Origin of the sequence: Kribbella amoyensis (assembly GCF_007828865.1) — a bacterium.
In the GTDB taxonomy this organism is placed as follows: domain Bacteria; phylum Actinomycetota; class Actinomycetes; order Propionibacteriales; family Kribbellaceae; genus Kribbella; species Kribbella amoyensis.
In genome coordinates this window covers 4,558,992-4,581,798 of the sequence record NZ_VIVK01000001.1, presented here as the reverse complement: position 1 = coordinate 4,581,798, position 22,807 = coordinate 4,558,992, and the positions used below count along the sequence as shown (strand labels likewise).

General features: G+C 71.0%; 21 protein-coding genes. 13 read left to right on the top strand and 8 right to left on the bottom strand.

What is annotated here, in order from left to right; all coding sequences use genetic code 11:
• Window positions 1–66: 66 nt before the first annotated feature.
• Window positions 67–1,968 (bottom strand): DUF2264 domain-containing protein, encoded by a 1,902-nt coding sequence (locus FB561_RS21590; RefSeq protein ID WP_145809553.1) that lies wholly within the window; start codon window positions 1,966–1,968, stop codon window positions 67–69.
• 183 nt (window positions 1,969–2,151) lie between these two features.
• On the opposite strand from FB561_RS21590, the gene FB561_RS21585 reads away from it, so the two are divergent.
• Together FB561_RS21585 and FB561_RS21580 are read left to right on the top strand one after the other, a co-directional pair.
• Window positions 2,152–2,487, top strand: a complete 336-nt coding sequence (locus FB561_RS21585) for a nucleoside triphosphate pyrophosphohydrolase family protein (RefSeq protein ID WP_202880695.1) — start codon at window positions 2,152–2,154, stop codon at window positions 2,485–2,487.
• Between the two features lie 41 nt (window positions 2,488–2,528).
• Window positions 2,529–2,762 (top strand): hypothetical protein, encoded by a 234-nt coding sequence (locus FB561_RS21580; protein WP_145809550.1) that lies wholly within the window; start codon window positions 2,529–2,531, stop codon window positions 2,760–2,762.
• Window positions 2,763–2,772: 10 nt separating this feature from the next.
• Here the strand turns inward: FB561_RS21580 and FB561_RS21575 are convergent, their stop codons facing one another.
• Genes FB561_RS21575 through FB561_RS21565 form a run of 3 tightly spaced genes read right to left on the bottom strand, consistent with a single transcriptional unit; the run spans window position 2,773 to window position 5,602 of the window.
• On the bottom strand, window positions 2,773–4,326 hold the full coding sequence (locus tag FB561_RS21575; protein ID WP_238334957.1) for a DUF6297 family protein: 1,554 nt from the start codon (window positions 4,324–4,326) through the stop codon (window positions 2,773–2,775).
• Window positions 4,323–4,964, bottom strand: a complete 642-nt coding sequence (locus tag FB561_RS21570) for an ABC transporter ATP-binding protein (protein WP_145809548.1) — start codon at window positions 4,962–4,964, stop codon at window positions 4,323–4,325. Before FB561_RS21570 ends, FB561_RS21575 begins: the two co-directional genes overlap by 4 nt.
• Window positions 4,961–5,602, bottom strand: coding sequence for an O-methyltransferase (locus FB561_RS21565; RefSeq protein ID WP_145809546.1), 642 nt, complete (start codon window positions 5,600–5,602; stop codon window positions 4,961–4,963). The genes FB561_RS21570 and FB561_RS21565 overlap by 4 nt, the downstream gene beginning before the upstream one ends.
• 95 nt (window positions 5,603–5,697) lie before the next feature.
• Between FB561_RS21565 and FB561_RS21560 the strand changes: the two genes are divergently transcribed.
• A complete protein-coding gene (locus FB561_RS21560; RefSeq protein WP_145809544.1) occupies window positions 5,698–6,678 on the top strand; it encodes a carbohydrate kinase family protein in 981 nt (326 codons plus the stop codon).
• 55 nt (window positions 6,679–6,733) lie between these two features.
• On the top strand, window positions 6,734–7,081 hold the full coding sequence (locus FB561_RS21555; RefSeq protein ID WP_145809542.1) for a TraR/DksA family transcriptional regulator: 348 nt from the start codon (window positions 6,734–6,736) through the stop codon (window positions 7,079–7,081).
• A gap of 2 nt (window positions 7,082–7,083) precedes the next feature.
• Here the strand turns inward: FB561_RS21555 and FB561_RS21550 are convergent, their stop codons facing one another.
• Both FB561_RS21550 and FB561_RS21545 read right to left on the bottom strand, forming a co-directional pair.
• Entirely contained in the window at window positions 7,084–9,609 is a 2,526-nt protein-coding gene (locus FB561_RS21550; RefSeq protein WP_145809541.1) for a polynucleotide kinase-phosphatase, read from the bottom strand.
• Window positions 9,609–11,036, bottom strand: a complete 1,428-nt coding sequence (locus FB561_RS21545; protein ID WP_145809539.1) for a 3' terminal RNA ribose 2'-O-methyltransferase Hen1 — start codon at window positions 11,034–11,036, stop codon at window positions 9,609–9,611. Before FB561_RS21545 ends, FB561_RS21550 begins: the two co-directional genes overlap by 1 nt.
• Window positions 11,037–11,304: 268 nt before the next feature.
• Between FB561_RS21545 and FB561_RS21540 the strand changes: the two genes are divergently transcribed.
• Window positions 11,305–11,616, top strand: a complete 312-nt coding sequence (locus FB561_RS21540) for a hypothetical protein (RefSeq protein WP_145809538.1) — start codon at window positions 11,305–11,307, stop codon at window positions 11,614–11,616.
• 1 nt (window position 11,617) lies between these two features.
• Here the strand turns inward: FB561_RS21540 and folE are convergent, their stop codons facing one another.
• Window positions 11,618–12,265: a GTP cyclohydrolase I FolE gene (folE, locus tag FB561_RS21535; RefSeq protein WP_145809536.1), complete on the bottom strand. Its 648-nt coding sequence runs from the start codon at window positions 12,263–12,265 to the stop codon at window positions 11,618–11,620.
• Between the two features lie 73 nt (window positions 12,266–12,338).
• Between folE and FB561_RS21530 the strand changes: the two genes are divergently transcribed.
• The 8 genes from FB561_RS21530 (at window position 12,339) to FB561_RS21495 (ending at window position 22,059) form a co-directional block, all read left to right on the top strand.
• Window positions 12,339–12,995, top strand: coding sequence for a helix-turn-helix transcriptional regulator (locus tag FB561_RS21530; protein ID WP_145809535.1), 657 nt, complete (start codon window positions 12,339–12,341; stop codon window positions 12,993–12,995).
• Between the two features lie 196 nt (window positions 12,996–13,191).
• The gene (locus tag FB561_RS21525; RefSeq protein WP_202880694.1) at window positions 13,192–14,442 is read left to right on the top strand and encodes an MFS transporter; all 1,251 of its coding nucleotides are present in this window, start codon (window positions 13,192–13,194) and stop codon (window positions 14,440–14,442) included.
• Window positions 14,443–14,463: 21 nt separating this feature from the next.
• The gene (locus FB561_RS21520) at window positions 14,464–18,168 is read left to right on the top strand and encodes a nitrate reductase subunit alpha (RefSeq protein ID WP_145809533.1); all 3,705 of its coding nucleotides are present in this window, start codon (window positions 14,464–14,466) and stop codon (window positions 18,166–18,168) included.
• Window positions 18,168–19,832 (top strand): nitrate reductase subunit beta, encoded by a 1,665-nt coding sequence (gene narH / locus FB561_RS21515; protein ID WP_145809532.1) that lies wholly within the window; start codon window positions 18,168–18,170, stop codon window positions 19,830–19,832. Before FB561_RS21520 ends, narH begins: the two co-directional genes overlap by 1 nt.
• Window positions 19,829–20,479 carry a nitrate reductase molybdenum cofactor assembly chaperone gene (narJ, locus tag FB561_RS21510; protein ID WP_145809530.1) on the top strand — a complete coding sequence of 217 codons (651 nt, stop codon included), beginning with the start codon at window positions 19,829–19,831 and terminating at the stop codon, window positions 20,477–20,479. Before narH ends, narJ begins: the two co-directional genes overlap by 4 nt.
• Window positions 20,476–21,192 (top strand): respiratory nitrate reductase subunit gamma, encoded by a 717-nt coding sequence (gene narI, locus FB561_RS21505; protein ID WP_145809528.1) that lies wholly within the window; start codon window positions 20,476–20,478, stop codon window positions 21,190–21,192. Before narJ ends, narI begins: the two co-directional genes overlap by 4 nt.
• An 88-nt stretch (window positions 21,193–21,280) precedes the next feature.
• Window positions 21,281–21,772, top strand: a complete 492-nt coding sequence (gene ybaK, locus FB561_RS21500) for a Cys-tRNA(Pro) deacylase (protein ID WP_145809526.1) — start codon at window positions 21,281–21,283, stop codon at window positions 21,770–21,772.
• Window positions 21,773–21,798: 26 nt separating this feature from the next.
• Window positions 21,799–22,059, top strand: a complete 261-nt coding sequence (locus FB561_RS21495; RefSeq protein WP_145809525.1) for a hypothetical protein — start codon at window positions 21,799–21,801, stop codon at window positions 22,057–22,059.
• Between the two features lie 533 nt (window positions 22,060–22,592).
• Here FB561_RS21495 and FB561_RS21490 read toward each other — a convergent pair.
• Window positions 22,593–22,784: a hypothetical protein gene (locus tag FB561_RS21490; RefSeq protein ID WP_145809523.1), complete on the bottom strand. Its 192-nt coding sequence runs from the start codon at window positions 22,782–22,784 to the stop codon at window positions 22,593–22,595.
• Window positions 22,785–22,807 lie beyond the last annotated feature (23 nt).

Sequence of the window (22,807 nt, the reverse complement as noted above, 5' to 3'; positions counted from 1 at the left end):
GAGACGACGAGGAGCAAGCCGCCGAGCGGCATGACCGCCCTACCTCATCGCGATGGTTTCTGGGTTTCAGCTTTTGGTGAGGTTCAGGGGGTCTGTGGTGGTGTCGGGCCAGTGGATTTCTTGGGGTTGGCCTTCGGGGGTGTGGTTGAGGGTTGGAGAGGGTTGGAGCGGGCCTCGGCCTGTTGCCAGGGCTGCGGCGTACCAGTGGCCCTCGATGGGGCTGCCGTCGGTCGTGCGGCAGGGGACTGTGGTTCGGAGCGACAGCGGGGTTGCGTTGTCGGCTTCGACGTCGGAGGCGATCGGTAGGCCACCGAGGTCGAGTACCAGTGATTGCAGGGTGTCGTCGTCGGTGGGGATCGCGGTTCCGCCGACGCGTAGAGCTGCGCCACGGTTGCCTGGGCCGACTCTGATCAGGCGTACTTCCCAGTCGCCGCGGACGTAGGACCAGACCTCCAGGTCGGCGGCGGGTTCGGCTGGTCCTGGGCGGCCCCAGCCGAGGTCGTTGTCGGTGTGGTCGGCTTCGACCCAATGCGCTTTCCCGTGGGACGCGGCGTACATCGTGCCCGAGGGAAGGCGGCCGATCGGGCCTCGGGTGAAGCCGGTTCGTGAGGTGGCGCGGCCTTCGTCGTCGAGCAGCACCACCGAGGCGTCGAGCGGACTCTCCAGCCCTTCCCCGGCCAGGATCGGACTGGTCGCTGTGGAGTACGTCAGCCGCGCGTACAGCGGCCCGTCGCGCAACACATCACCGGGCGACGCGTGATCGGTGCCGTGGTTGACCACGCGCACGATGCCGTCCCGTGGCGTCGAGCTGACCAGCCAGCCCGGCGACTCCATCACGACCGCCTGCTCCCCCACCTCCACCGGCAGCGGCTGCTCGACTGCGGTCCAAGCCGGGTGATCCGCGGGCAGGCTCAGGCCGAGCAGGCCCTTCGACGCCCAGTACGGCGAACCGGGGCCCGAGTAGTTCTGCGCGATCGGACGCCAAGCGCCGTGCCATCCGAGGGTGAGCAGGCCGTCCTCGTCCGGGGCGCCCGCGTCCACGAAGTGCCGAGTGATCCCGCTCGCGGCCCGCCGGAGCTGACCCGGATCGGCGGCGACCTCGGCCCGCGCGGCCGCCCAGAAAGGCGCTGCCGCCGCGAAGCGATAAGTCAGGCTGCGCCCCTGGATCAGCGGTGAGCCGTCGGCCCCGATCAACCGCAGCCCGTCCCCCAAGTACTGCTCGGCGCGTCGCAGGTAGGTGGCCCGCATCTTTTCGGCCGCCGCCTGCCCCTCGGCCATCTCCAGCCACAGCAGCGGATAGAACTGCAACGCCCAGCCGGCGTAGTGGTCGTACGAGCGGGCGGCACCGTCGGAGTACCAGCCGTCGGGTTGCGCCCACTCCTCCAGCGCAGCCAGGTCGGCCTCGATGTCGGTCGCCGACGACGGCCCGCCGACCGAGGCGAGGAAGGTCTGCGTGACGATCTGGAACCACAGCCAGTTGTTCGGGTGGTACGGCACCCCGACCGCGGCGGCCAGGTAGTCGACGGTCTGCTCGCGGACCCGGTCGTCGAGGCGGTCCCACAACCACGGCCGGGTCAGGTGCAGCACCAACGCGATCGACGCGGCCTCCACCTTCGCCTGGTCGTGCTCGTCCAGGCGGACCCACCGCTCGGGTGACTCCGGATCGACCCCGGCCGCCAGCCCCTCGGCGTACCAGTCGAGGAAACCGTTCGGATCGGCCCCGCCCTCACCCGCGACCCGGAACCCGGCCGCCAGGAAGGTACGGGCGAACCCTTCGAGGGCGTCGACGCGACTCCCGTACCCGCCGGGCGCGCCCGGGAACGCGATGCCGGCCCGCAAGGGCGTGCCGTGGCGGCGAGCGGCGAGCAGTAAGTCGTCGGCGAGCAGACCCCAGGTGTCCCGGGTCCAGCCGGTGATCGGCGAGAGCGTGCGGTCCTCGGTGGCGCGGAGGCGATCGGACAATGACATCAGCAGGCGGATCCTTCCGGGACGGGGCCGGTCGAGTCGCACACCCGGAGCACCGGCAGCAGCCGGATCCGTTGCGCGGGACAGTCGATCGAAACCGATCGAATCATCGCATGCGACCCGCCAGCGCTGATCAGCGTGATCCGCCGACGCGGTCTTGTCGGTGCAGCCTGGTTGGGTTGCGCGGTGGACATCACGGAGCTGACCGAGCGGCTGGAGAAGTTGTCGGCGAACTACGCCGAGCACTACGGATTCGAGCGGACCGGGGACTGGTTCCTGCTCAAGTTGCAGGAGGAAGTCGGCGAGCTGACCCAGGCTCATCTGCAGACCACGGGCCGCGCTCGCACCAAGGGGCGTACGCCCGAGGAACTGCGGGAGACACTCGAGCTCGAGTTCGCCGACGCACTCTGTCAGCTCATCCTCTTCGCCCGCCACCACGACGTCGACCTGCCGTCCGCGGTCGAGCGCAAGTGGCTCAGCAAGGAAGCCGGCTGGACGAGGCAGGTTTTGGACGCGACCTAGACTCGCGGCAACTGGTGGGCGAGGACGTGGAGGGACGGTCGATGGCAGTGGCGGAGCAACCGGTTCAGGTCGAGGTCGACGGAGAGCGGTTCGAGATCACCCCGCGCCAAGGGCAGCCCGGAACGTACGACTACAGCTGGCTCTCAGGTCCGGACGCCGGCTACGGATACAGCTCGTCCTCCTCCGACCCTCGCCCCCTGACCCCGGCCGAGCACGAGCAGTCGATCCGCGACTTCCTCGCCCAAACCAACCCAGAAACAGGCCACCTCGACTGAGGCTGCGAGCCTAGGCGGCTTGTTTTGGTTTGACGGCGAAGAGGATGGCCAGGACGACGGCTGGGATCAGGAGGATCCAGCGGTCGCTCCAGCCGAGCAGCACGGGAGCCAGACAGAGCAGGAGGAGGTCGGGGCCGCGCATCGGCTGGGAGAACAGGCCGGGCGGGATGGCGCCTGCCGGTGAGGTGATCAGGGGGCCGCTGTACGACGGGGGCGGTGCCGAGGCTTGCCGGACCACTCCGGTCAGGACGCCCGCCGCGACCGCGAAGGCGGTGGCCGGGCTGCCGAGGGCCGGTGAGGCGATCGCCATCCACGCGGTGACGAAGACACCCGGGACGACGGCCATCGCGACACGGAGTTCGCGCAGCTCCATCCCGAGGGCGCGGACGAGGCCGGTCGAGCGGCAGACCGAGCGCAGTCCGTCCATCAGGGGCCGGGTCGCGATGAAGCCCGCGATCCCGGCCGCGAGCGGGACCAGTACCTCGTACCCCGTGCCCGCGACCGCGTACGGGACGACGAGCAGCCCGGCGGCCACGATCAGCCGGCGCGGCCAGCGCAGGACCCGGCGGAACTCGCGATGGACGATCGCCTGGACCCGCGCCCCGCGACCGCGGCGCGACTTCAGCCGGCCGACCGTCCGCCAGTGCCGGCCGGCGACGACGTCGGCGAGCAGGCTGACGTCGAGTGTGATCGCCGCCCCCGCCATCCCGGCGAGCAGTTCCCCACCGGCGATGACGCTCTGCTTCGGCAACCGGTTCAGCTGCCGCGCGGTCAGCACGACCAGGGCTATCGCGACCACGAGCGCGACAGCGGAGAGGATCAGCAGCCGGACCTGCTCCGGGGTGAGCAGCGGGTCCGGCTCAACACCGATGAAGCGGCCCTTGAAGGTGTCCCCGCTCTCGACGGACCGGTTCCGGAAGGCGAGCACCAATGCGGGGATCGCGGCCACCACCAAGAACCCGTCGGCGACGCGCAGCGCCCACCGCGTCCGCGCGGCCTCCTGCTGCGCCCAGACGGTCGCGCACGCCGTACAGACCAGCAGCACGATCGTCAGCAGCGCGGCCTCGCCGACCGTCGTCCACCCGGCACCGAAGAGCGCGAAGCCGACCAGCGCGGCCACCATCCCGGCGACCGCCGCGCCGAACATCACCAGCCGGTACGTCGGCCGCAGCAGCGCTGCGCGATCCACCGGAGTGGAGAGCAGCCAGAACCCGGTCGCCCGGGACGCGGAGACCGGGCCGATGCTCAGCAGCACGCGCAGCATCGACGAGACGAGCAGCGGCAGCAGGATCCACGGCACGGTGTCGAGCAGCCAGGAGCACGAGGCCGACGCACAGGCGGAGGATCGCTCGTTCAGGTTCAGCAGGACGTTGCCGCCGGTCGCGCCGAGCATCACCAGCGCGAAGATCACCAGGTAGACGTCCTCGAACACCTGCCAGAACGAGCGGTCCGCCTTGCCCCGCCGGACCTTGCGCATCCACCGGCGCAGCTCCTTGGCCCGCGGGACGGCGCCGAAGTCGGCCGGATCGAAGACGACCGGGCCCTCGTTGTCCACCGCGCTCACGACCGTGGGGTGAGCTCGACGGTGTCGTCCGCCACGGCCGCCACCAGGTCCGGGTCGTGACTGGCGAACAGGATCGACGTACCGGCCGCCTTCTCCTCCTGCAGGCGCTCCGCGAGCCAGGCGACCCCGGCCGTGTCCAGCCGGGCCTCCGGCTCGTCGAGCACGAGCAGCTTCCGGGGCCGGACCAGGGCCGTCGCGAGGGCGAGTCGCCGGCGCTGACCGGACGACAGCGAACTCGGCAGCTGGTCCGCGGCCGCCAGCAGCCCGACGTCGTCGAGCAGGGTGTCGACGAGGTCCTCGGGCTCCGGGTTGCCGTGGGCGCGGGCGAGCAGGTCGAGGTGCTCGGCCGCGGTCAGGTCGGGGAAGAAGTCGAGGTCGTCGAGCAGCGCCGCGACGTCCCGGCGGACCGTCTCGGCCCGCTCGTCGACCGCGACGCCGTCCAGCAGGATCTTCCCGGCGGCCGGCTCCGCGGATCCGACGACGCAGCGCAGCACCGTGGTCTTGCCGGAGCCGTTCGGGCCGACCAGGGCGATCGCCCGGCCGGCCGGCAGCGTGAACGACAGGTCCTCGATCACCGCGCGGTCGGCGTACAGGTGCCGCAGGCCGGCGACGCTGAGCCGGGGCGCGGTGCGGCTCACCGCTTGCGGACCAGGGTCAGTCCGTCGCCGATGCCGAGCATGACGACGTCGACACGCTCGTCCTTGGCGATGTGGGCGTTGAACTCCTTGCGGTCCACCGGGTCCTCGTCGTGCTGCCCGACCACCTTGCCGCCGGCCAGCGTGTTGTCGAACAACAGCAGCCCGTTCGGCCGGATCCGCGGCACCAGCCGCTCGAAGTACTCGATGTACCCCGGCTTGTCGGCGTCCACGAAGGCCAGATCGAATTCGCCGTCCAGCTCGGCCACCGACTGGTGCGCGTCGCCGATCCGCAGGTCGATCTTGGTGTCCACCCCGGCCCGCTCCCAGTACCGGCGGGCGATCGACGTCCACTCCTCGCTGACGTCGAGGCAGATCAGCTCACCGTCGTCCGGCAGCCCGCGCGCGATCGCCAGCGCGGAGAACCCGGTGAACGTGCCGATCTCGACCGCGCGCCGGGCCGAGACCAGCCGGGTCAGCGTGGTCAGCAGGCCCGCCTGGTCGGGCGTGGTCAGCATCCGGGCCGGGCCGCCGAGCTGCTCGGTCTCGGCCACCAGCTCCTCGGCGATCGCGTCCAGCGGCATGCCGTGCCGGATCATGTAGTCGTGCAACTGCTCGGTCACCTGTACCTGATGCCCCATCGGTTCCCGCCGTCCTGATCGTGATGGTTCCGTCGCCTGTAGTCTCTACGGGTTGCCCGACCGACCGACAACCACCCCTCCGAGGAGACCCCCGCATGCGTATCGCCGTCGCCGGATCGATCGCGACCGACATCCTGATGACGTTCCCCGGACGGTTCAAGGACCAGTTCCTCGAGGAGCAGATGCACAAGGTGTCGCTGTCGTTCCTGGTCGACGAGCTCGTCGTCCACCGCGGCGGCGTCGGCGCGAACATCTGCTACGGGATGGCCCAGCTCGGCCGGGAGTCGCTGCTGGTCGGCTCGGTCGGCTCCGACTTCGCCGACTACGGCGCCGCGCTGACCGAGGCCGGCGTGGACATCTCGCACGTCCGGATCTGCGACAACCTGCACACCGCCCGGTTCACCTGCACCACCGACCTGGACGCGAATCAGATCGCGTCCTTCTACACCGGCGCGATGGCCGAGGCCCGGGAGCTCGACCTGGGCGCGATCCACGCCGCGACCGGCGGGATCGACCTGGTCCTGGTCGGCGCCGACGACCCGGACGGCATGCTCCGGCACACGGCGCTGGCCAAGGAGCACGGGATCGCGTTGGCGGCCGACCCGTCGCAGCAGCTGGCCCGGATGGAGGGCGAGCAGATCAAGCAGCTGATCGACGGTGCGACCTACCTGTTCAGCAACGAGTACGAGTCCGGCCTGATGGTGCAGAAGACCGGCTGGAGCCACGCCGAGATCCTGGACCGGGTCGGTGTCCGCGTCACCACCCACGGCGGCGACGGTGTGGTGATCGAGAACTCCGAGGGCGTCCTGGCCAAGATCCCGGCCGTCCCGACCCCGGGCCTGGTCGACCCGACCGGTGGCGGCGACGCCTTCCGGGCCGGCTACCTGACCGGCCGGGCCTCGGGCCTGGACCACGAGGCCGCCGCCCAGGTCGGCTGCACCCTGGCCACCACGGTCCTGGAGACCGTCGGCACCCAGGAGTACAAGCTGGACCGCCCCGCCTTCCTCCAGCGTCTGGCCGGCGCCTACGGCCAGGAAGCGGCCGACGCCGCGGGCACCGCCCTCGGCCTGGTCTGACCAGCTCACCGGCCTGATCGGGCCCGTCACCCGATCAGGCTCCCGGGGAGGATCGATGAGCCCGGACGACCAACAGGTACGGACGGCGCTGGCCGCCGATCGAGCGGCGACCGCCGAGCGGGTGGCCGCGTTGACGCGGGACCTGGAGGCGATCGTCGAGGCCTCCCGGCTGGTGGCGACCGACGACGAGCACGACCCGGAGGGGTCGACCATCGCGTTCGAACGCTCCCAGACCACGACCCTGCTCGCCGACGCACGCCGGCGCCTGGCCGAGCTCGACCAGGCGCTGGTCCGCGTCGAGGCCGGGAGCTACGGCCGCTGTGAGACCTGCGGCAGGCCGATCGCGACCGAGCGCCTGCTCGCCCGCCTCACCACCCGTACCTGCATCGACTGCGCCTCCTGACGTCAGAGGCGGGGGTCGACCGGCTCCGACTCGAGGGCCAGGACGGCGAACACGCACTCGTGGATCCGCCACAGCGGCTCGGATCGGGCCGCCCTCTCCAGAGCCTCCAGGCCGAGGGCGTACTCACGCAGTGCCAGTGAGCGTTTGTGGCCGAGGTTGCGGCTGCGGAGGCGGTCGAAGTTGGCCGGCTCGGTGTAGTCGGGCCCGTAGATGATGCGCAGGTACTCCCTGCCGCGGACCTTCAGGCCGGGTTGCGCCAGCCCCTTGGCGGTACGGACCAGGTTGGCGGCCGGCTTGACCACCATGCCCTCACCACCGACCCCGGTCAGCTCCTCCCACCAGGTGATGCCCGCGTCCCACGACGTCGCGTCCACGAACAACCGCCGGGTCGGCGTGACCATCGACGGCCCGGCCGCGACCAGGCGATCCGCGATCCCGAGATGCCACGCGTGCGGCCGGTCGTGGTACGTCGCCCCTTCGGACGCGAGCACCTGGAACGGCGCGATCCGGACCCCGTCCAGCCCCTCGGTCGGCCAGCAGTACTGCCGGTACGCCGCGGTGAAGAGCCCCGCGTTCTCGGTCCGGCGCTTCGTCCGGTCCAGCAGGTCAGTCACGTCGAGCCCGCCCGCGGCCGCCGACTCCAGCGCAGCCGTTGCCGCGGGCAAGGAGGCACGCGCGGCCGCACCGACCGCGGCGTACTGGTTGCGCAGCAGGTCACCCGCCTTCGCACTCCACGGCAGCAGCTCGGCGTCCAGCAACAGCCAGGACGTGTCCAGCTCCTCGAACAGCCCGGCCTCCTCGACGACGGTACGGAGCCGGAGCAGCAGCTCGTCGGTGAGCTCGGGACCGAAGAACGATCGCCCGGTCCGTGTGTGCACCGCGCCGCGCCCGGCCAGGCCGAACCGCTTCTCCGCGACCGCGTCGTCCCGGGTGACCAGGACGACGGCCCGCGACCCCATGTGCTTCTCCTCGCACACCAGCTCGGTCACGCCCTGACCCTGGTACGCCTCGAACGCCTGCCGCGGGTGTTCCAGGGTCCCCGGCTCGTTCGACGTCGCGACCGGGCTCATCGTCGGCGGCAGGTAGAGCAGGAACCGCGGGTCGATCGCGAACCGGCTCATCACCTCCAGCGCCGCACCGGCCTGCTCCGCGCGGACGCTGAGCCGCCCGTGGGTCGACGTCTCGATCACCCGGCGGCCGGTGACGTCGGTGATGTCGAGGACGTCGGGCTCGCGACCCGGCGCGGCCACCGCGTGCAGCGGCTTCGCGGGCGCGTAGTACTCCTGGGCTGCCTGGACCGAGACCAGCTCGCGCTCGGGGTACCGGAGGGCGGTGAGGGCGCCGCCGAAGACGACGCCGGTGTCGAGGCAGATCGTGTTGTTGATCCACTCCGGCTCGGGCGTCGGGGTGTGCCCGTAGACGACGGTCGCGCGGCCGCGGTAGTCCTGCGCCCACGGGTACCGGACCGGGAGGCCGAACTCGTCGGTCTCTCCCGTCGTCTCGCCGTACAGGCAGAACGCCCGGACCCGGCCGGACGCGCGGCCGTGCATCCGCTCGACCAGGCCGGCGTGCGCGACGACCAGGTTGCCGCCGTCGAACACGTAGTGCGAGATCAGCCCGTCGATGAACTTCTCCGTCGCGGCCCGGAACTCGGCCGGCTCGGCGGCCAGCTGGTCCAGCGACTCGGCCAGGCCGTGGCTCAGCTTGACCTTCTTGCCACGCAACGCCCGGAGCAGCTTGTCCTCGTGGTTCCCGGCCACGCTGTACGCGTTGCCCGAAGCAACCATTCCGCTGACCAGCCGGAGTACGCCCGGGGTGTCGGGGCCGCGGTCGACCAGGTCGCCGACGAACACGGCCCGGCGCTCGGGGTGCCGCGCGTCCACCGGGCGGCCGAGCTCGTCCCGGGTCAGCTCGTAGCCCAGGTCCGTGAGCAGAGTCTCAAGCTCGGCCCGGCAGCCGTGGATGTCGCCGACGATGTCGAACGGGCCGGTCTGGTCGGTGAGGTCGTTGTACAGCTTGGTCCGCTCGATCCGGACGGCGTCGATCTCCTCGACCGATCCGAGCACGTGGACGCCGCGGAACCCCTCGCGTTTCAGGCTGCGCAGCCCACGCTTCAGCTGGGACCGCTGGCGGACGATCACCTTCGCGCCGAACTGCCGGTCCGCGCGCTGCTCGTTCCGCTCGACGCACACCCGCTCGGGCGGATCGAGCACGATCGCGACCGGCAGCACGTCGTGCTCGCGGGCCAGCGCGACCAGCTCGCGCCGGGCCTCGGGCTGCACGTTGGTCGCGTCGATCACGGTCAGCCGGCCGGCCGCCAGCCGCTTGCCGGCGATGAAGTGCAGGATCTCGAAGGCGTCCTTGGTCGCGGCCTGGTCGTTCTCGTCGTCGGCGACCAGCCCGCGGCAGAAGTCGCTGGAGACCACCTCGGTCCCGAGGAAGTGCCGGCGCGCGAACGTGGACTTGCCGGAACCACTGGCGCCGACCAGCACGACCAGACTCAGCGCGGGAAGCTCGAGCGTCGTCATCACACGGCCTCCTTCCGGCGGAACAGGGCGAGCTGGGTCGGCGGACCGACCTCCGGGTCGTCCGGACCGACCGGCCGGAACGACACTTCGTACCCGTGCCGGCGGCAGACCTCGTCGGCCCAGTCGCGGAACTCGGCCCGGTCCCACTCGAACCGGTGGTCCCGGTGCCGGAACGTCCCCGGGGGCAGCGACTCGTACCGCACGTTGTACTCCGAGTTCGGCGTCGTCACGACCACGTTCGCCGGGCGCGCGGCACCGAACACGGCCCGGGCCAAGGCGGGCAGCCTCGGTGGGTCGACGTGCTCGACCACCTCCATCAGCACCGCGGCGTCCAGGCCGGCCAGCCGGTCGTCGGCGTACGTCACCGACGACTGGAACAGCCGCAGCCGCTCGCGTTGGCGGTCGGACATCTCGCGAACGTTCAACCGGCGCTCCGCCCTCGTCAGCTCACCCGCGGACACGTCGGTCGCGACCACCTCGTCGTACCGGCCGTCGCGCAGCAGCTCGGCGACCAGGGCGCCCTCACCGCAGCCGAGGTCGGCGACGCGGCGCGCACCGAGCTCGCGCAGGACCTCGACCACCGCCGTCCGCCGCTCGACGGCCAGCGAGACCGGCCGCTCGGCCGGGACCGCGTCGTCGCCGACCTCGGCCGTGCTCTCCTCGGTCAGCTCGAGGCCGTCCGCCTCGGCGAACCGCTCCAGCGCCGCGTTCGCGAGGGATCGCCGGTGCGCCAGGTACCGACGGCTGATCAGCTCCTTGTCCGGGTGCGCGCCGAGCCAGCCGTCGCCCGCGCGGACCAGCTTGTCGACCTCGTCCGACCCGACCCAGTAGTGCTTGGCGTCGTCGAGCACCGGGAGCAGTACGTACAAATGGTTGAGCGCGTCCGCGAGCCTCAGCGTCCCGCGAAGGGTGAGCTGGACGTACCGCGAATCGCCCCACTCGGGGATCTCGGGGTCGAGCGGGACGGGCACCGCGTCAACCGACCAGCCGAGTGGCCCGAACAACGTCTCGGCGAGCGCGGGACCGCCGTTGCAGGGCAGCGCGGGGATCTCGATCGTCAGCCCGATCGGCCGGGCGGCCAGCTCGGGACGGGCGTCGCAGCGGCCGCTCATCGCGGTCCGGAAAAGCTTGCCGAGGGCCACTGCCAGCAGGCTGGACGCGGCGTACGGGCGGTCGTTCACGTACTGGCCGAGGGTGAAGCCCTCGGTCGCCTTGCCGCGCCCGGCGCGCACCAACGCGATCGGGTCGATCTCCAGCAGTACCGCGACCGTGCAGCGCTCGTCGGTCGCTTCCGGGTAGACCACATGGACGCGGCCGGCGGTGACCTCCAACGACTGCGGTCGCGCCGGGTTCTTGTGCAGCAGGTACCCGAGCTCCGCCGCGGGGGCGCCGAGCTCTCCGGTCGTGGTGGAGATCGTCAGGAACACCCGGCCATTCGATCACGCGCACCGGTCCGTCCTCCGCGATCCGGCCGGGCGGGCTCGGTGAGACACGCGGGCCCAGCTCTGGCGGTCCGGCCGGATTGGTTCTAGCTTGGTGGACAGAAGAACAGTTGCTACAGACCGTCCTTCCCCGTTGACAGCCCGTAATGTTCCGGTTTGTGGCGAGCATGCCCAGTCACGCCGACCACGGGGAAAGGACCATGTCTTCAGCTCGCTTCGGCCGTTCGGCCGCCGGCACCACGGGGGTCCGCCGGTGAAACCTCAGACCTTTCAACTCGTCCGCTTCACCGATGTCAGTGGTGTCTCCGGGACCGGGGTGGTGGCGGAGGGGTGCGTCTTCACCGACGGCTCCGTCGCGCTGCGCTGGCACGGCGACAACCCGTCGACCGCGGTCTGGCCGGACCTCGACTCGATCCTCGCCGTGCACGGTCACGCCGGCGCGACGGTGGTCCGCTGGCTCGAAGACTCCGACCTGGAGCCGACGGCCGGAACGCACCTGCTGCCCGGCGAGGTCGCGCACGCATTGGCCACCGGCCGGCGCCCACCGGTCGTCGCCACGGCCTGAGTCAGGCCGCGATCCCGGTCAGCGCGAAGAACTCCTGACGCGAGGCCGGGTTGGTCCGCAGCACCCCGTGGACCGACGAGGTGACCGTGCGGGAACCGGTGGCGCGGACCCCGCGCAACGACATGCACTGGTGCTCGGCCTCGATCACGACCCCGACGCCCTTCGGGGCGAGGTGGCCCTGCAGCCAGTCGGCGACCTGCTTGGTCAGCCGCTCCTGCACCTGCAGGTCGCGGGCGAACAGCTCGACGACGCGGGCCAGCTTGGACAGCCCGAGGATGCGGTCGCCGGGCAGGTAGCCCACGTGCGCCACGCCCTCGAACGGGAGCAGGTGGTGCTCGCACAGCGATTGCACCGGGATGTCCCGGGCCAGCACCAGCTCGTCGTACCCCTCGTCGTTGGGGAACGTGGTGAGGTCGAACTCGCGTGGCGTCAGCATTTCGGCGTACGCGTTCGCGACCCGGCGCGGGGTGTCGGCGAGGTGGGCGCTGTCCGGGTCCCGGCCGAGGGCGCGGAGCAGATCGGCGACCGCCTGCTGGGCGGCGGGCAGATCGATCCCGGGGCGGCCGCCGACCACGTGCAGTTTCGCCGGTGCGTCCGGGTCGGCGAGCTGAGTGGTGGGATCGGCGAGTTCGGATCGGATCGTGGTCATCGGGGCCCCTCCAGGTCGGGTGTCGCCCCCAGCTTACTGTTTTATCAACGAAAGTTGGCGATAGAATCATTCCGTGGACAGGCAAGCGCGGCTGCAGGCGGTCGCGGCGCTCGACGAACCGACCCGGCGCCGCCTCTACGAGTACGTCGCGGCGCGGGCCGAGCCGGTCGGCCGGGACGAGGCGGCTGCCGCGCTGTCCCTCCCCCGCACCACCGCGGCCTTCCACCTCGACAAGCTCGCCGCCGAGGGCCTGCTCGACGTCGCCCTCGAACGCCGCTCCGGCCGGACCGGTCCCGGCGCCGGCCGCCCGGCCAAGCTGTACCGCCGCTCCGAGCAGGACATCGAGGTCACCCTGCCCGAGCGCCAGTACGCCGTCGCCGGCCGCCTGCTCGCGGGGGCCGTCGAGGACGCCGAGGCCGACGGCAGCTCGCCCCGCGAGGCGCTCGAACGCCGGGCCCGCGAGTACGGGCGGTCGCTCGCGCAGACCCCGGCGGGTGGCAGTCCCGTGCTGCGGGTGCTCGAGGAGCACGGGTTCGAGCCGCGGCGGGAGGGCGAGACGGTCGCGCTGGGCAACTGCCCGTTCCGGGTGCTCGCCAAGGACCATCCCGGCCTGGTCTGCACGATGACGCTGCGCCTCGTCGAGGGTCTGCTCGACTCCGACCCCGGCTTCGAGGCCCGGCTCCAGCCGACGCCCGGGCACTGCTGCGTCCGCCTGCACCCGACGCTCTGACTCTCGACTCGCCGTTTGCGGATAAGTACGGTGGGTAACGGGTAGCGGCTCTGCGGGGCAGGGCATTTCGGCGGGCGGGCGGAGGACTCCCGGCCCTTCCGTCGATGCCGCCCGGCCCGCAGGCTGTGGGTGTCACCGCGATACGGCCGGCGAAGTGGCCGTCGGCAACGTCTCGGAGCGGGCGGAGGGGGCAGCGATGGCGAGTCGAACCAGTGTCACCGGGGCCGGTGGCAGCGAGAGCACCGTGGCCGCGCCGCGCTCGCCGTGGCTGATGCTGACGATCGCGACGATCGGGTTCGCGGTGAACTTCTGGGCCTGGGCGCTGCTCAGCCCGTTGGGACCGTTGTTCCGGACCGAGGGCACGGTCGGCACGTTGTCGGAGTCCGACGTCGCCCTGCTGGTCGCGGTCCCGGTGCTGGTCGGTTCGGTCGGCCGGATCCCGATCGGCGCGCTGACCGACCGGTTCGGTGGCCGGCTGATGTTCCCGCTGGTCTCGGCGGCGACCATCGTCCCGGTGCTGTTCCTCGCGTTCTTCGGCCTGGACTCGTACGCCCTGCTGCTGGTCGGCGGTTTCTTCCTCGGCATCGGCGGCACCACGTTCGCGGTCGGCGTCCCGTTTGTGAACGCGTGGTTCCCGCCGGAACGCCGCGGCCTGGCGATCGGGATCTTCGGCGCCGGCATGGGCGGGACCGCGATCAGCGCGCTGACCACGGTCAAGCTCTACAACGGCCCCGGCCACAAGGTCCCGTTCCTGCTCACCGCGGCCATCCTGGCCGTGTACGCGGTCGCGTCCTGGGTGCTGCTCCGGGACGCCCCCGGCCGTACCCCGCCGAGCGGCTCGCTCGTCACCCGGCTCGTCGCGACCGCGAAGCTGCCGATCTCCTGGCAGGCCTGCATCCTCTACGCGGTCGCCTTCGGCGGGTACGTCGCGTTCTCCGTCTACCTGCCCTCGTACCTGAAGACCGCGTACGACCTGACCGCGGCCGACGCGGCGAACCGGATGGCCGGCTTCGTGGCCGTCGCCGTCCTGATGCGCCCGGTCGGCGGCTGGTTGTCGGACCGGCTCGGCCCGATCCCCGTCCTCGCCGCCGGGTACGGCGTGGTCGTGGCCGGCGCGGCCGTCGCGGCGTCCACCCCGTTGCTGGAGTGGATCGGCACGGTCGCGTTCCTGGCGATGGCCGCCGCGCTCGGTTCGGGCAGCGGGGCCACCTTCGCGCTGGTCGCACGCGTGGTCGAGCCCTCCCGGGTGGGCGGCGTGACCGGTCTGGTCGGCGCCGCCGGCGGTCTCGGCGGCTTCGTCCCGCCGCTGATCATGGGCTACGTCTACGGCCGCACCGACTCGTACGCGATCGGCCTCGGCCTGCTGTCGGTCACTGCGGCCCTGACCCTGCTTCTCACCCTGACCGTCGTCAGATCCACGGCGAACAAGGCAGTCCAGCAGCGGTAGCCGACCAGCGAGGGGAACGACATGGGCAGTGAGGCTCGTCCGAACGGGCAGCACGGCGAGATCGGTCTGGACAGCGGGCTGAGCGAGGCCCTGGTCCGCACCCGCCGGTACTTCACCCGCGGCGAGGTGTCCGCCGACCTGCGCACCCTGCACCAGATCGGCGGTCGCGACGCGGACGACTTCTACCGGGACCGCTGGAGCCACGACAAGGTGGTGCGGTCGACGCACGGGGTGAACTGCACCGGCTCCTGCTCGTGGAAGGTGTACGTCAAGGACGGCATCATCACCTGGGAGACCCAGCAGACCGACTATCCCTCGGTCGGCCCGGACAAACCGGAGTACGAGCCCCGCGGTTGCCCGCGCGGCGCCGCCTTCTCCTGGTACACCTACTCGCCGACCCGGATCCGCTATCCCTACATCCGCGGGATCCTGCTCCAGCTCTACCGCGAAGCCAAGGCCGAACTCGGTGATCCGGTCGCCGCCTGGGCGAGCATCGTCGACGACCCCGCCCGCGCCGCGCAGTACAAGGCGGCCCGCGGGAAGGGCGGGTTGGTGCGAGCGAGTTGGGACGAGGCGACCGAGCTGGTCGCCGCGGCGTACGTGCACACGCTGAAGAAGTGGGGCCCGGACCGGATCGCCGGGTTCTCGCCGATCCCCGCGATGTCGATGGTGTCGCACGCGTCCGGGGCCCGGTTCACCTCGCTGGTCGGCGGCACCATGCTGTCCTTCTACGACTGGTACGCCGATCTGCCGGTCGCGTCGCCACAGGTCTTCGGCGACCAGACCGACGTGCCCGAGTCGGCGGACTGGTGGGACGCGGGCTACCTGATCATGTGGGGCTCGAACCTGCCGGTCACCCGGACCCCGGACGCGCACTGGATGGCCGAGGCGCGGTACCGCGGCCAGAAGGTGGTCGCGGTGGCGCCGGACTACGCCGACAACGTGAAGTTCGCCGACGAATGGTTGCCTGCGGCCCCTGGTACCGACGGCGCGCTGGCGATGGCGATGGGCCATGTGATCCTGCGCGAGTTCTTCGTCGACGCGCAGACCCCGTACTTCACCGAGTACGGCAAGACCTACACGGACCTGCCGTACCTGATCCGGCTCGAGGAGACCGCGGACGGGACGTACCGGCCGGGCAAGTTCCTCACCGCGGCCGACCTGCCCGCCTTCGTCGCCGAGGAGAACGCGCAGTTCAAGCCGATGCTGCTGGACGGCCGGACCGGCGATCCCGTGGTCCCGAACGGATCCCTCGGGCACCGCTTCGGCGAGACCGGCGCAGGCCGCTGGAACCTGGACCACGGCGACGTCGATCCCGTCCTCACCCTGCTCGGCGACCAGGCCGAGCCGGTCCCGGTCGAGCTCGCCCGCTTCGACGACGGCACCGCGGCCGCCGAGATCCGCGGCGTCCCGGCCCGGCGGATCGAGGGCCACCTGGTCACCACCGTCCTCGACCTGATGCTGGCCCAGTACGGCGTCGCGCGGCCCGGGTTGCCGGGCACCTGGCCGACCTCGTACGACGACGCCGACGCGCCGTACACCCCGGCCTGGCAGGAACGCATCACCGGTGTCCCGGCGGTCGCGGCGGCCCGGATCGCACGCGAGTTCGCCCAGAACGCGGCCGACTCCAAGGGCCGCTCGATGATCGTGATGGGGGCCGGGACGAACCACTGGTTCCACTCCGACACGATCTACCGGGCCTTCCTCGCGCTGACCACGTTGACCGGCTGCCAGGGCGTGAACGGCGGCGGTTGGGCGCACTACGTAGGCCAGGAGAAGTGCCGCCCGGTCACCGGCTGGGCCCAGCTGGCAGGGGCGCTGGACTGGTCCCGGCCGCCTCGGCAGATGATCCAGACCGCGTACTGGTACCTGCACACGGACCAGTTCCGGTACGACCGGTTCGACGCCGGCACCTGGTCCGCCGGAGCGGGCAAGCTGACCGGGCGATCGACGGCCGAACTGATCGCGCTCAGCGCCCGGCTCGGCTGGATGCCGTCGTACCCGACCTTCGACCGGAACCCGCACGACCTCGCCGACGAGGCGCGCGCGGCCGGTCGCCCGGTGGCCGAGCACGTGGTGGACCAGCTGAAGTCGGGCGCGCTGCGGTTCGCCTGCGAGGACCCGGACGCGCCGGAGAACTTCCCGCGGATCCTGGCGATCTGGCGGGCGAATCTGCTCGGCTCGTCGGCCAAGGGCAACGAGTACTTCCTCGAGCACCTGCTCGGCGCCGGATCGTCGTTGCGGGCCGCGGAAGCACCACCGGAGCACCGGCCTCGTGAGGTCGAGTGGCACGACGAAGCACCGCGAGGGAAGCTGGATCTCCTGCTGACGCTGGATTTCCGGCAAACCAGCACGACCTTGTTTTCCGACGTCGTGCTGCCGGCCGCGACCTGGTACGAGAAGCACGATCTCAACACGACGGACATGCATCCGTTCGTGCACTCGTTCAACCCCGCGATCGCTCCACCGTGGCAGACCCGGACGGACTGGGACGCGTGGCAGACGATCGCGGAGAAGTTCAGCGAGCTCGCGGCGTTGCACCTCGGCGTCCGGCACGACCTCGTCGCGGTCCCGCTGCTGCACGACACCCCGGACGAGCTCGCGACTCCGCACGGCATCGTCAAGGACTGGAAGGCCGGTGAGTGCGAACCGGTCCCGGGTCTCACGATGCCCAAGCTGGTCGAGGTCGAACGCGACTACCCGGCCGTGGCCGCGAAGATGGCCGCGCTCGGACCGCTGCTCGACAAGCTCGGCGCGACCACCAAGGGCGTGACCTACGACGTCAAGGAGTCGGTCGACTACCTGCGGGCGAAGAACGGGCCGATCCGCGGTGGACCGGCCGACGGGCGGCCCTCGTTGCGGCGCGACATCCACGCCTGTGAAGCGATCCTGGCGTTGTCCGGGACCACCAACGGCAAGCTCGCGACCGAGGGGTTCAAGACCCTCGAACGCCGGGTCGGCAAGCAACTGCACGACCTGGCCGCCGAGCACGAGGGCAAGCAGATCACCTTCGCCGACACGCAAGCCGCGCCGACCCCGGTGATCACCTCGCCGGAGTGGTCCGGGTCCGAGACAGGCGGCCGGCGGTACTCCCCGTTCACCGTCAACGTCGAGCGGCTGAAACCGTGGCACACGCTGACCGGGCGGCAGCACTTCTTCCTCGACCACGACTGGATGGCCGAACTCGGCGAGAACCTCCCCGTGTACCGGCCGCCGCTCGACCTCGGCGCGTTGTTCGCCGAGCCGGAGCTCGGGTCCGTCACCGAGCACGGCATCACGGTCCGGTACCTCACGCCGCACAGCAAGTGGTCCATCCACTCGGAGTACCAGGACAACCTGTTCATGTTGTCGCTGTCCCGCGGCGGCCAGACGATCTGGCTGAGCGACCGTGACGCCGCCAAGATCGGGGTCGCGGACAACGACTGGATCGAGGCCGTCAACCGCAACGGCGTCGTGGTCGCCCGGGCGGTCGTCTCGCACCGGATGCCCGAGGGCACCGTCTACATGCACCACGCGCAGGACCGGTTGATCGACGTCCCGATCGCGGAGACGTCGAAGAAGCGCGGCGGCATCCACAACTCGCTGACCCGGTTGCTGATCAAACCGAGCCACCTGATCGGCGGGTACGCGCAGCTGTCGTTCGCCTTCAACTACCTCGGCCCGACCGGGAACCAGCGCGACGAGGTGACCGTGATCCGCCGGCGCTCGCAGGAGGTGACGTACTGATGCGCGTGATGGCCCAGCTCGCGATGGTGATGAACCTGGACAAGTGCATCGGGTGCCACACCTGCTCGGTGACCTGCAAGCAGGCGTGGACGAACCGCACCGGCACGGAGTACGTGTGGTTCAACAACGTCGAGACCCGGCCCGGCCAGGGGTACCCGCGCACGTACGAGGACCAGGAGACCTGGAAGGGCGGCTGGACGCTGAACCGGCGCGGCCGGCTCGCCTTGAAGGGCGGCGGCCGGCTGCGCAAGCTGCTGACGATCTTCTCGAACCCGAAGCTGCCCTCGTTGCAGGACTACTACGAACCCTGGACCTACGACTACGCCACGCTGACCGACGCGCCGGCCCAGGAGCACACCCCGGTCGCGCGGCCGCGGTCGCTGATCACCGGCCAGGAGACCAAGGTGACCTGGTCGGCGAACTGGGACGACGATCTCGGCGGCTCCAAGGCGACGGCCGAGCGGGACCCGATCCTGAAGGCGGTCGGCGACAAGGTCCGGTTCGAGTTCGAGCAGACGTTCATGTTCTACCTGCCGCGGATCTGCGAGCACTGCCTCAATCCGTCGTGCGCCGCGTCCTGCCCGAGCGGGGCGATCTACAAGCGCGAGGAGGACGGCATCGTCCTGGTCGACCAGGACCGCTGCCGGGGCTGGCGGATGTGCGTGTCCGGCTGCCCGTACAAGAAGGTCTACTTCAACCACCGGACCGGCAAGGCGGAGAAGTGCACGTTCTGCTTCCCCCGCGTCGAGGTCGGCCTGCCGACGGTCTGCTCGGAGACCTGCGTCGGCCGGCTGCGGTACATCGGGCTGGTGCTGTACGACGCGGACCGCGTGCTCGCCGCGGCGTCGACGACGGACGAGCACGGCTTGTACGAGGCACAACGTGAGGTCTTCCTCGACCCGAACGACCCCGAGGTCCGCCGGGAGGCCGAGCGCGCCGGGATCCCGCACGACTGGGTGGAGGCGGCCCAGCGGTCCCCCGTGTACGCATTGATCAACAAGTACAAGGTCGCGCTGCCGTTGCATCCGGAGTACCGGACGATGCCGATGGTCTGGTACATCCCGCCGTTGTCGCCCGTGGTCGACGTGGTCAAGGAGACCGGCGAGGACCCGGAGGACCGCGGCAACCTGTTCGCCGCGATCGACGCACTGCGGATCCCGATCGAGTACCTGGCCGAGCTGTTCACCGCGGGCGACGTGGCTCCTGTCGACGCCGTCCTGCACAAGCTGGCCGCGATGCGCTCGTACCTGCGGGACATCAACCTCGGCCGGGACCCGGACGCCCGGATTCCGGCGAGCGTCGGGATGAGCGAGGAGGACCTGTACGACCTGTACCGCCTGCTGGCGTTGGCGAAGTACGACGAGCGGTACGTGATCCCGCCGGCGCACGCGGAGCAGGGGCACGCGCTGGAGGAGCTCGCGACGGAGTGCTCGCTCGACTACGAGGGTGGCCCGGGGATGGGCGGATCCGGGCCGTTCGGCGAGGGTTCGGGGGCGCCGACGCCGGTCGCGGTGGAGAACTTCCGGATGCTGCGGGACCGCCAGACCGCCGACACGATGGCGTCGCCCGAGGACAAGGGCGAGCGGGTGAACCTGCTCAACTGGGACGGCAAGGGCGCGCCGCAAGGGCTGTTCCCACCGCGGTCCGACGGAGATCCGCAATGACCGGCAAGCGTCCGGGGCCGCGGTTGCCGGCCGAGCAACTGGCGATCGCGTGGCAGTCCGCGTCGTTGCTGCTCGACTATCCGGACGAGGAGCTCGCGTTCCGGCTCGACCTGATCCAGCGGTTGTCCGGCCAGTTGCCCTTCCCCGTCGGTGAGCCGTTGCGACGTACGGTCGCGCGGCTCGGGGCGATCGCGCTCCCGCTCGCGCAGCGCGAGTACGTCGAGTGCTTCGACTCGCGAAGGCGAACGAACCTGTACCTCACGTACTTCGCGCACGGCGACACCCGGCGACGAGGGGTCGCGCTGCTGCGGTTCAAGCAGACGTACCTGCGCTCCGGGTACGTCCTCGACGACACCGAGCTGCCCGACCACCTGTGCGTCGTCCTGGAGTACGCCGCGACCGTGGACCAGCGACTCGGCTGGCGGCTCCTGCTCGACCACCGCGCCGGGCTCGAACTCCTCCGGCTCGCGCTGGCCGACGCGGACTCCCCCTGGCTCGGCGCGGTCGAGGCGGTCACGGGGACGCTGCCGCCGTTGGTGGGTGACGAACTCACCGCCGTCCGCCGGCTCGCCGCCGAAGGCCCACCGCGCGAAGAGGTCGGCCTCACCCCGTACGCCGTGCCGCCGATGCCGGGAGCCCGCCGATGAACGAGATCCTCTGGGTGGTGTTCCCGTACATCTGCCTGACCGTGTTCGTGGTCGGGCACGTCTGGCGGTACCGGTACGACAAGTTCGGCTGGACCACCCGGTCGTCGCAGCTGTACGAGACCCGGTTGCTGCGCTGGGGCAGCCCGTTGTTCCACTTCGGCATCCTCGCGGTCTTCCTCGGCCACGTGATGGGACTCGGGATCCCGAAGTCGTGGACCGAGGCGGCCGGCGTCTCCGAAGGGCTGTACCACTTCTTCGCCGTGTCGATCGGTGCCGTGGCCGGCTTCTGCACCGTGGTCGGGATGACGATCCTGATCTACCGGCGGCGGACCGTCGGCCCGGTGTTCTCCGCGACCACGGTGATGGACAAGGTGATGTACCTCTTCCTGGCCACGGTGATCCTGCTCGGCCTGGCGAACACCGTGGTCGCCAACCTGGTCGGCGACTACGACTACCGGGAAGGGGTGTCGGTGTGGTTCCGCGGCATCTTCCGGTTCGACCCGCACCCCGAACTGATGGCCGACGCGCCGTTGACCTTCCAGCTGCACGGCCTGGTCGCGATCGCCCTGTTCGCGCTCTGGCCGTTCACCCGGCTCGTCCACGTCTTCAGCGCGCCGCTCGGGTACCTCACCCGGCCGTACATCGTCTATCGCAGCCGCGACACCGCCCGGCCCGGTACGCACGCACCGCGGCGGGGCTGGGACAACCGCTGACCGCACCAGATGGTCCTGGGTCTAGGGCGTGGCTGGTAGTTCCGCGCAGTAGGCGGGGAATTGCCAGACATGCCCTAGGCTCGGCGTCGTGGCGAAAAGCAAGCAGGCCGGGCAGGGAACGCCGGCGACGGTCGCGCTGATCAAGGCGGGGTTGCCGTTCACGACGCACGCCTACGAGCACGACCCGGCCGCGAAGTCGTACGGGCTGGAGGCGGCCGAGGTGCTCGGGCTGCCGGCCGAGCAGGTGTTCAAGACGCTGCTCGTCGAGGTCGACGGCAAGCTCGCCGTCGGCGTCGTCCCGGTCGACCGGCAGCTCGACCTGAAGGCGGTCGCGGCCGCGCTCGACGGCAAGAAGGCCGTGATGGCCGACCCGGCCGCGGCGGAACGCACCACCGGGTACGTGGTCGGCGGGATCAGCCCGATCGGCCAGAAGCGCCGGCTCCCGACGGTCGTCGACACGACCGCCACGCAGTACCCCACGGTCTACGTCTCCGGCGGGCGCCGCGGGCTCGACCTCGGCCTGACCCCCACCGACCTGATCACCGTCACCACCGCGCGCACGGCGGCGATCGCCCGCTGACCCCCACCCCTTCCCAGGAGTCCGCAATGGACGACCCCCACATCGAGACCGAGCCCTCCCTGCGCGGCTACCTCGAGCTGTACGCCGCCGGCTTCGTCGAGCGCGAGGAGATGCTGTCCGCCGTCGCCGCCTGGCCGTTTCAGCAGGAGGACCACGACGAGGGCCGGATCGAGCCGTCCCACCAGGACAACACCCTCTCGGTGGTCTCCGGCGCCCGCCTCCTCGGCCAGCTCACCCGCGAGGACGTCGAGGAGATCCAACGCCGGATGAGCGGCCCGTTGTTCTAACCACACCACCCCACCGCGCCCCAACCTCGCGTCCTCGCCCCCCCCCACCACACCGCGCGCCACCCTCGCGTCCTCACCCTCGCGTCCTCGCGCGCCACCACCACACCGCGCCCACCCCTGCTCGCCCGCTCCCTGCACCTACCCCGCTTGCCGCCCTCCCCACCGCCCCTCCCCGCCGCCCTCCCCGCCGCCCTCCGCACTTTGTGCGCGGGTCAGCTGTTTCTGGCCGTTCGACATGCCTGGCGGGTGCACAAGGAGAGTTGGGCACGACCGACCCGCGCACAAAGTTCGTCAGCAGGAACACCCACCTCACCGCCCAGCTCTCCCGCCGCGCGCCGTCACTTCCCGAGCCTGTACTGGCCGCGCCGACCGCACTTCGTGCACAAGCCCGCCATCTCTCACGCTCCGACGTGGCCGATGCGCGCCCAAAGTGATCCGGGTACGACTGATCCGTGCACAAAGTGCGCGGGTGGGGCTGGTGACCGCGGGTGGGACCTAGGCGGTGAGGCCGCGGCCGGATTCGACGTGGCCGGTCAGCCGGCGGCGGTACGTCGGGTCCTCGGCGACCTGTTCTCCTGCATCAGCACGATCACGTGCTCGACAGCCTTCAGTCCACCCGATCGCATCGGTTGCGCCATCGCCTGGTGCAGCGACGGTGGGAGCAACGAGAACGCTGCCCCACCGGCCGCCGCACCGAGAACCCGACGGCGGGAGATCTCAGTCATGGCCCGGACGCTAGTTCAGCCCG

Coding starts and splice junctions, on each gene's coding strand:
- narJ (WP_145809530.1), top strand. CDS start 19,829: ATGACCGGCAAGCGTCCGGGGCCGCGGTTGCCGGCCGAGCAACTGGCG.
- FB561_RS21580 (WP_145809550.1), top strand. CDS start 2,529: ATGGCAGTGGCGGAGCAACCGGTTCAGGTCGAGGTCGACGGAGAGCGG.
- FB561_RS21520 (WP_145809533.1), top strand. CDS start 14,464: ATGGGCAGTGAGGCTCGTCCGAACGGGCAGCACGGCGAGATCGGTCTG.
- narH (WP_145809532.1), top strand. CDS start 18,168: ATGCGCGTGATGGCCCAGCTCGCGATGGTGATGAACCTGGACAAGTGC.
- FB561_RS21555 (WP_145809542.1), top strand. CDS start 6,734: ATGAGCCCGGACGACCAACAGGTACGGACGGCGCTGGCCGCCGATCGA.
- FB561_RS21550 (WP_145809541.1), bottom strand. CDS start 9,609: ATGACGACGCTCGAGCTTCCCGCGCTGAGTCTGGTCGTGCTGGTCGGC.
- FB561_RS21560 (WP_145809544.1), top strand. CDS start 5,698: ATGCGTATCGCCGTCGCCGGATCGATCGCGACCGACATCCTGATGACG.
- narI (WP_145809528.1), top strand. CDS start 20,476: ATGAACGAGATCCTCTGGGTGGTGTTCCCGTACATCTGCCTGACCGTG.
- folE (WP_145809536.1), bottom strand. CDS start 12,265: ATGACCACGATCCGATCCGAACTCGCCGATCCCACCACTCAGCTCGCC.
- FB561_RS21590 (WP_145809553.1), bottom strand. CDS start 1,968: ATGTCATTGTCCGATCGCCTCCGCGCCACCGAGGACCGCACGCTCTCG.
- FB561_RS21490 (WP_145809523.1), bottom strand. CDS start 22,784: ATGACTGAGATCTCCCGCCGTCGGGTTCTCGGTGCGGCGGCCGGTGGG.
- FB561_RS21495 (WP_145809525.1), top strand. CDS start 21,799: ATGGACGACCCCCACATCGAGACCGAGCCCTCCCTGCGCGGCTACCTC.
- FB561_RS21525 (WP_202880694.1), top strand. CDS start 13,192: ATGGCGAGTCGAACCAGTGTCACCGGGGCCGGTGGCAGCGAGAGCACC.
- FB561_RS21565 (WP_145809546.1), bottom strand. CDS start 5,602: ATGGGGCATCAGGTACAGGTGACCGAGCAGTTGCACGACTACATGATC.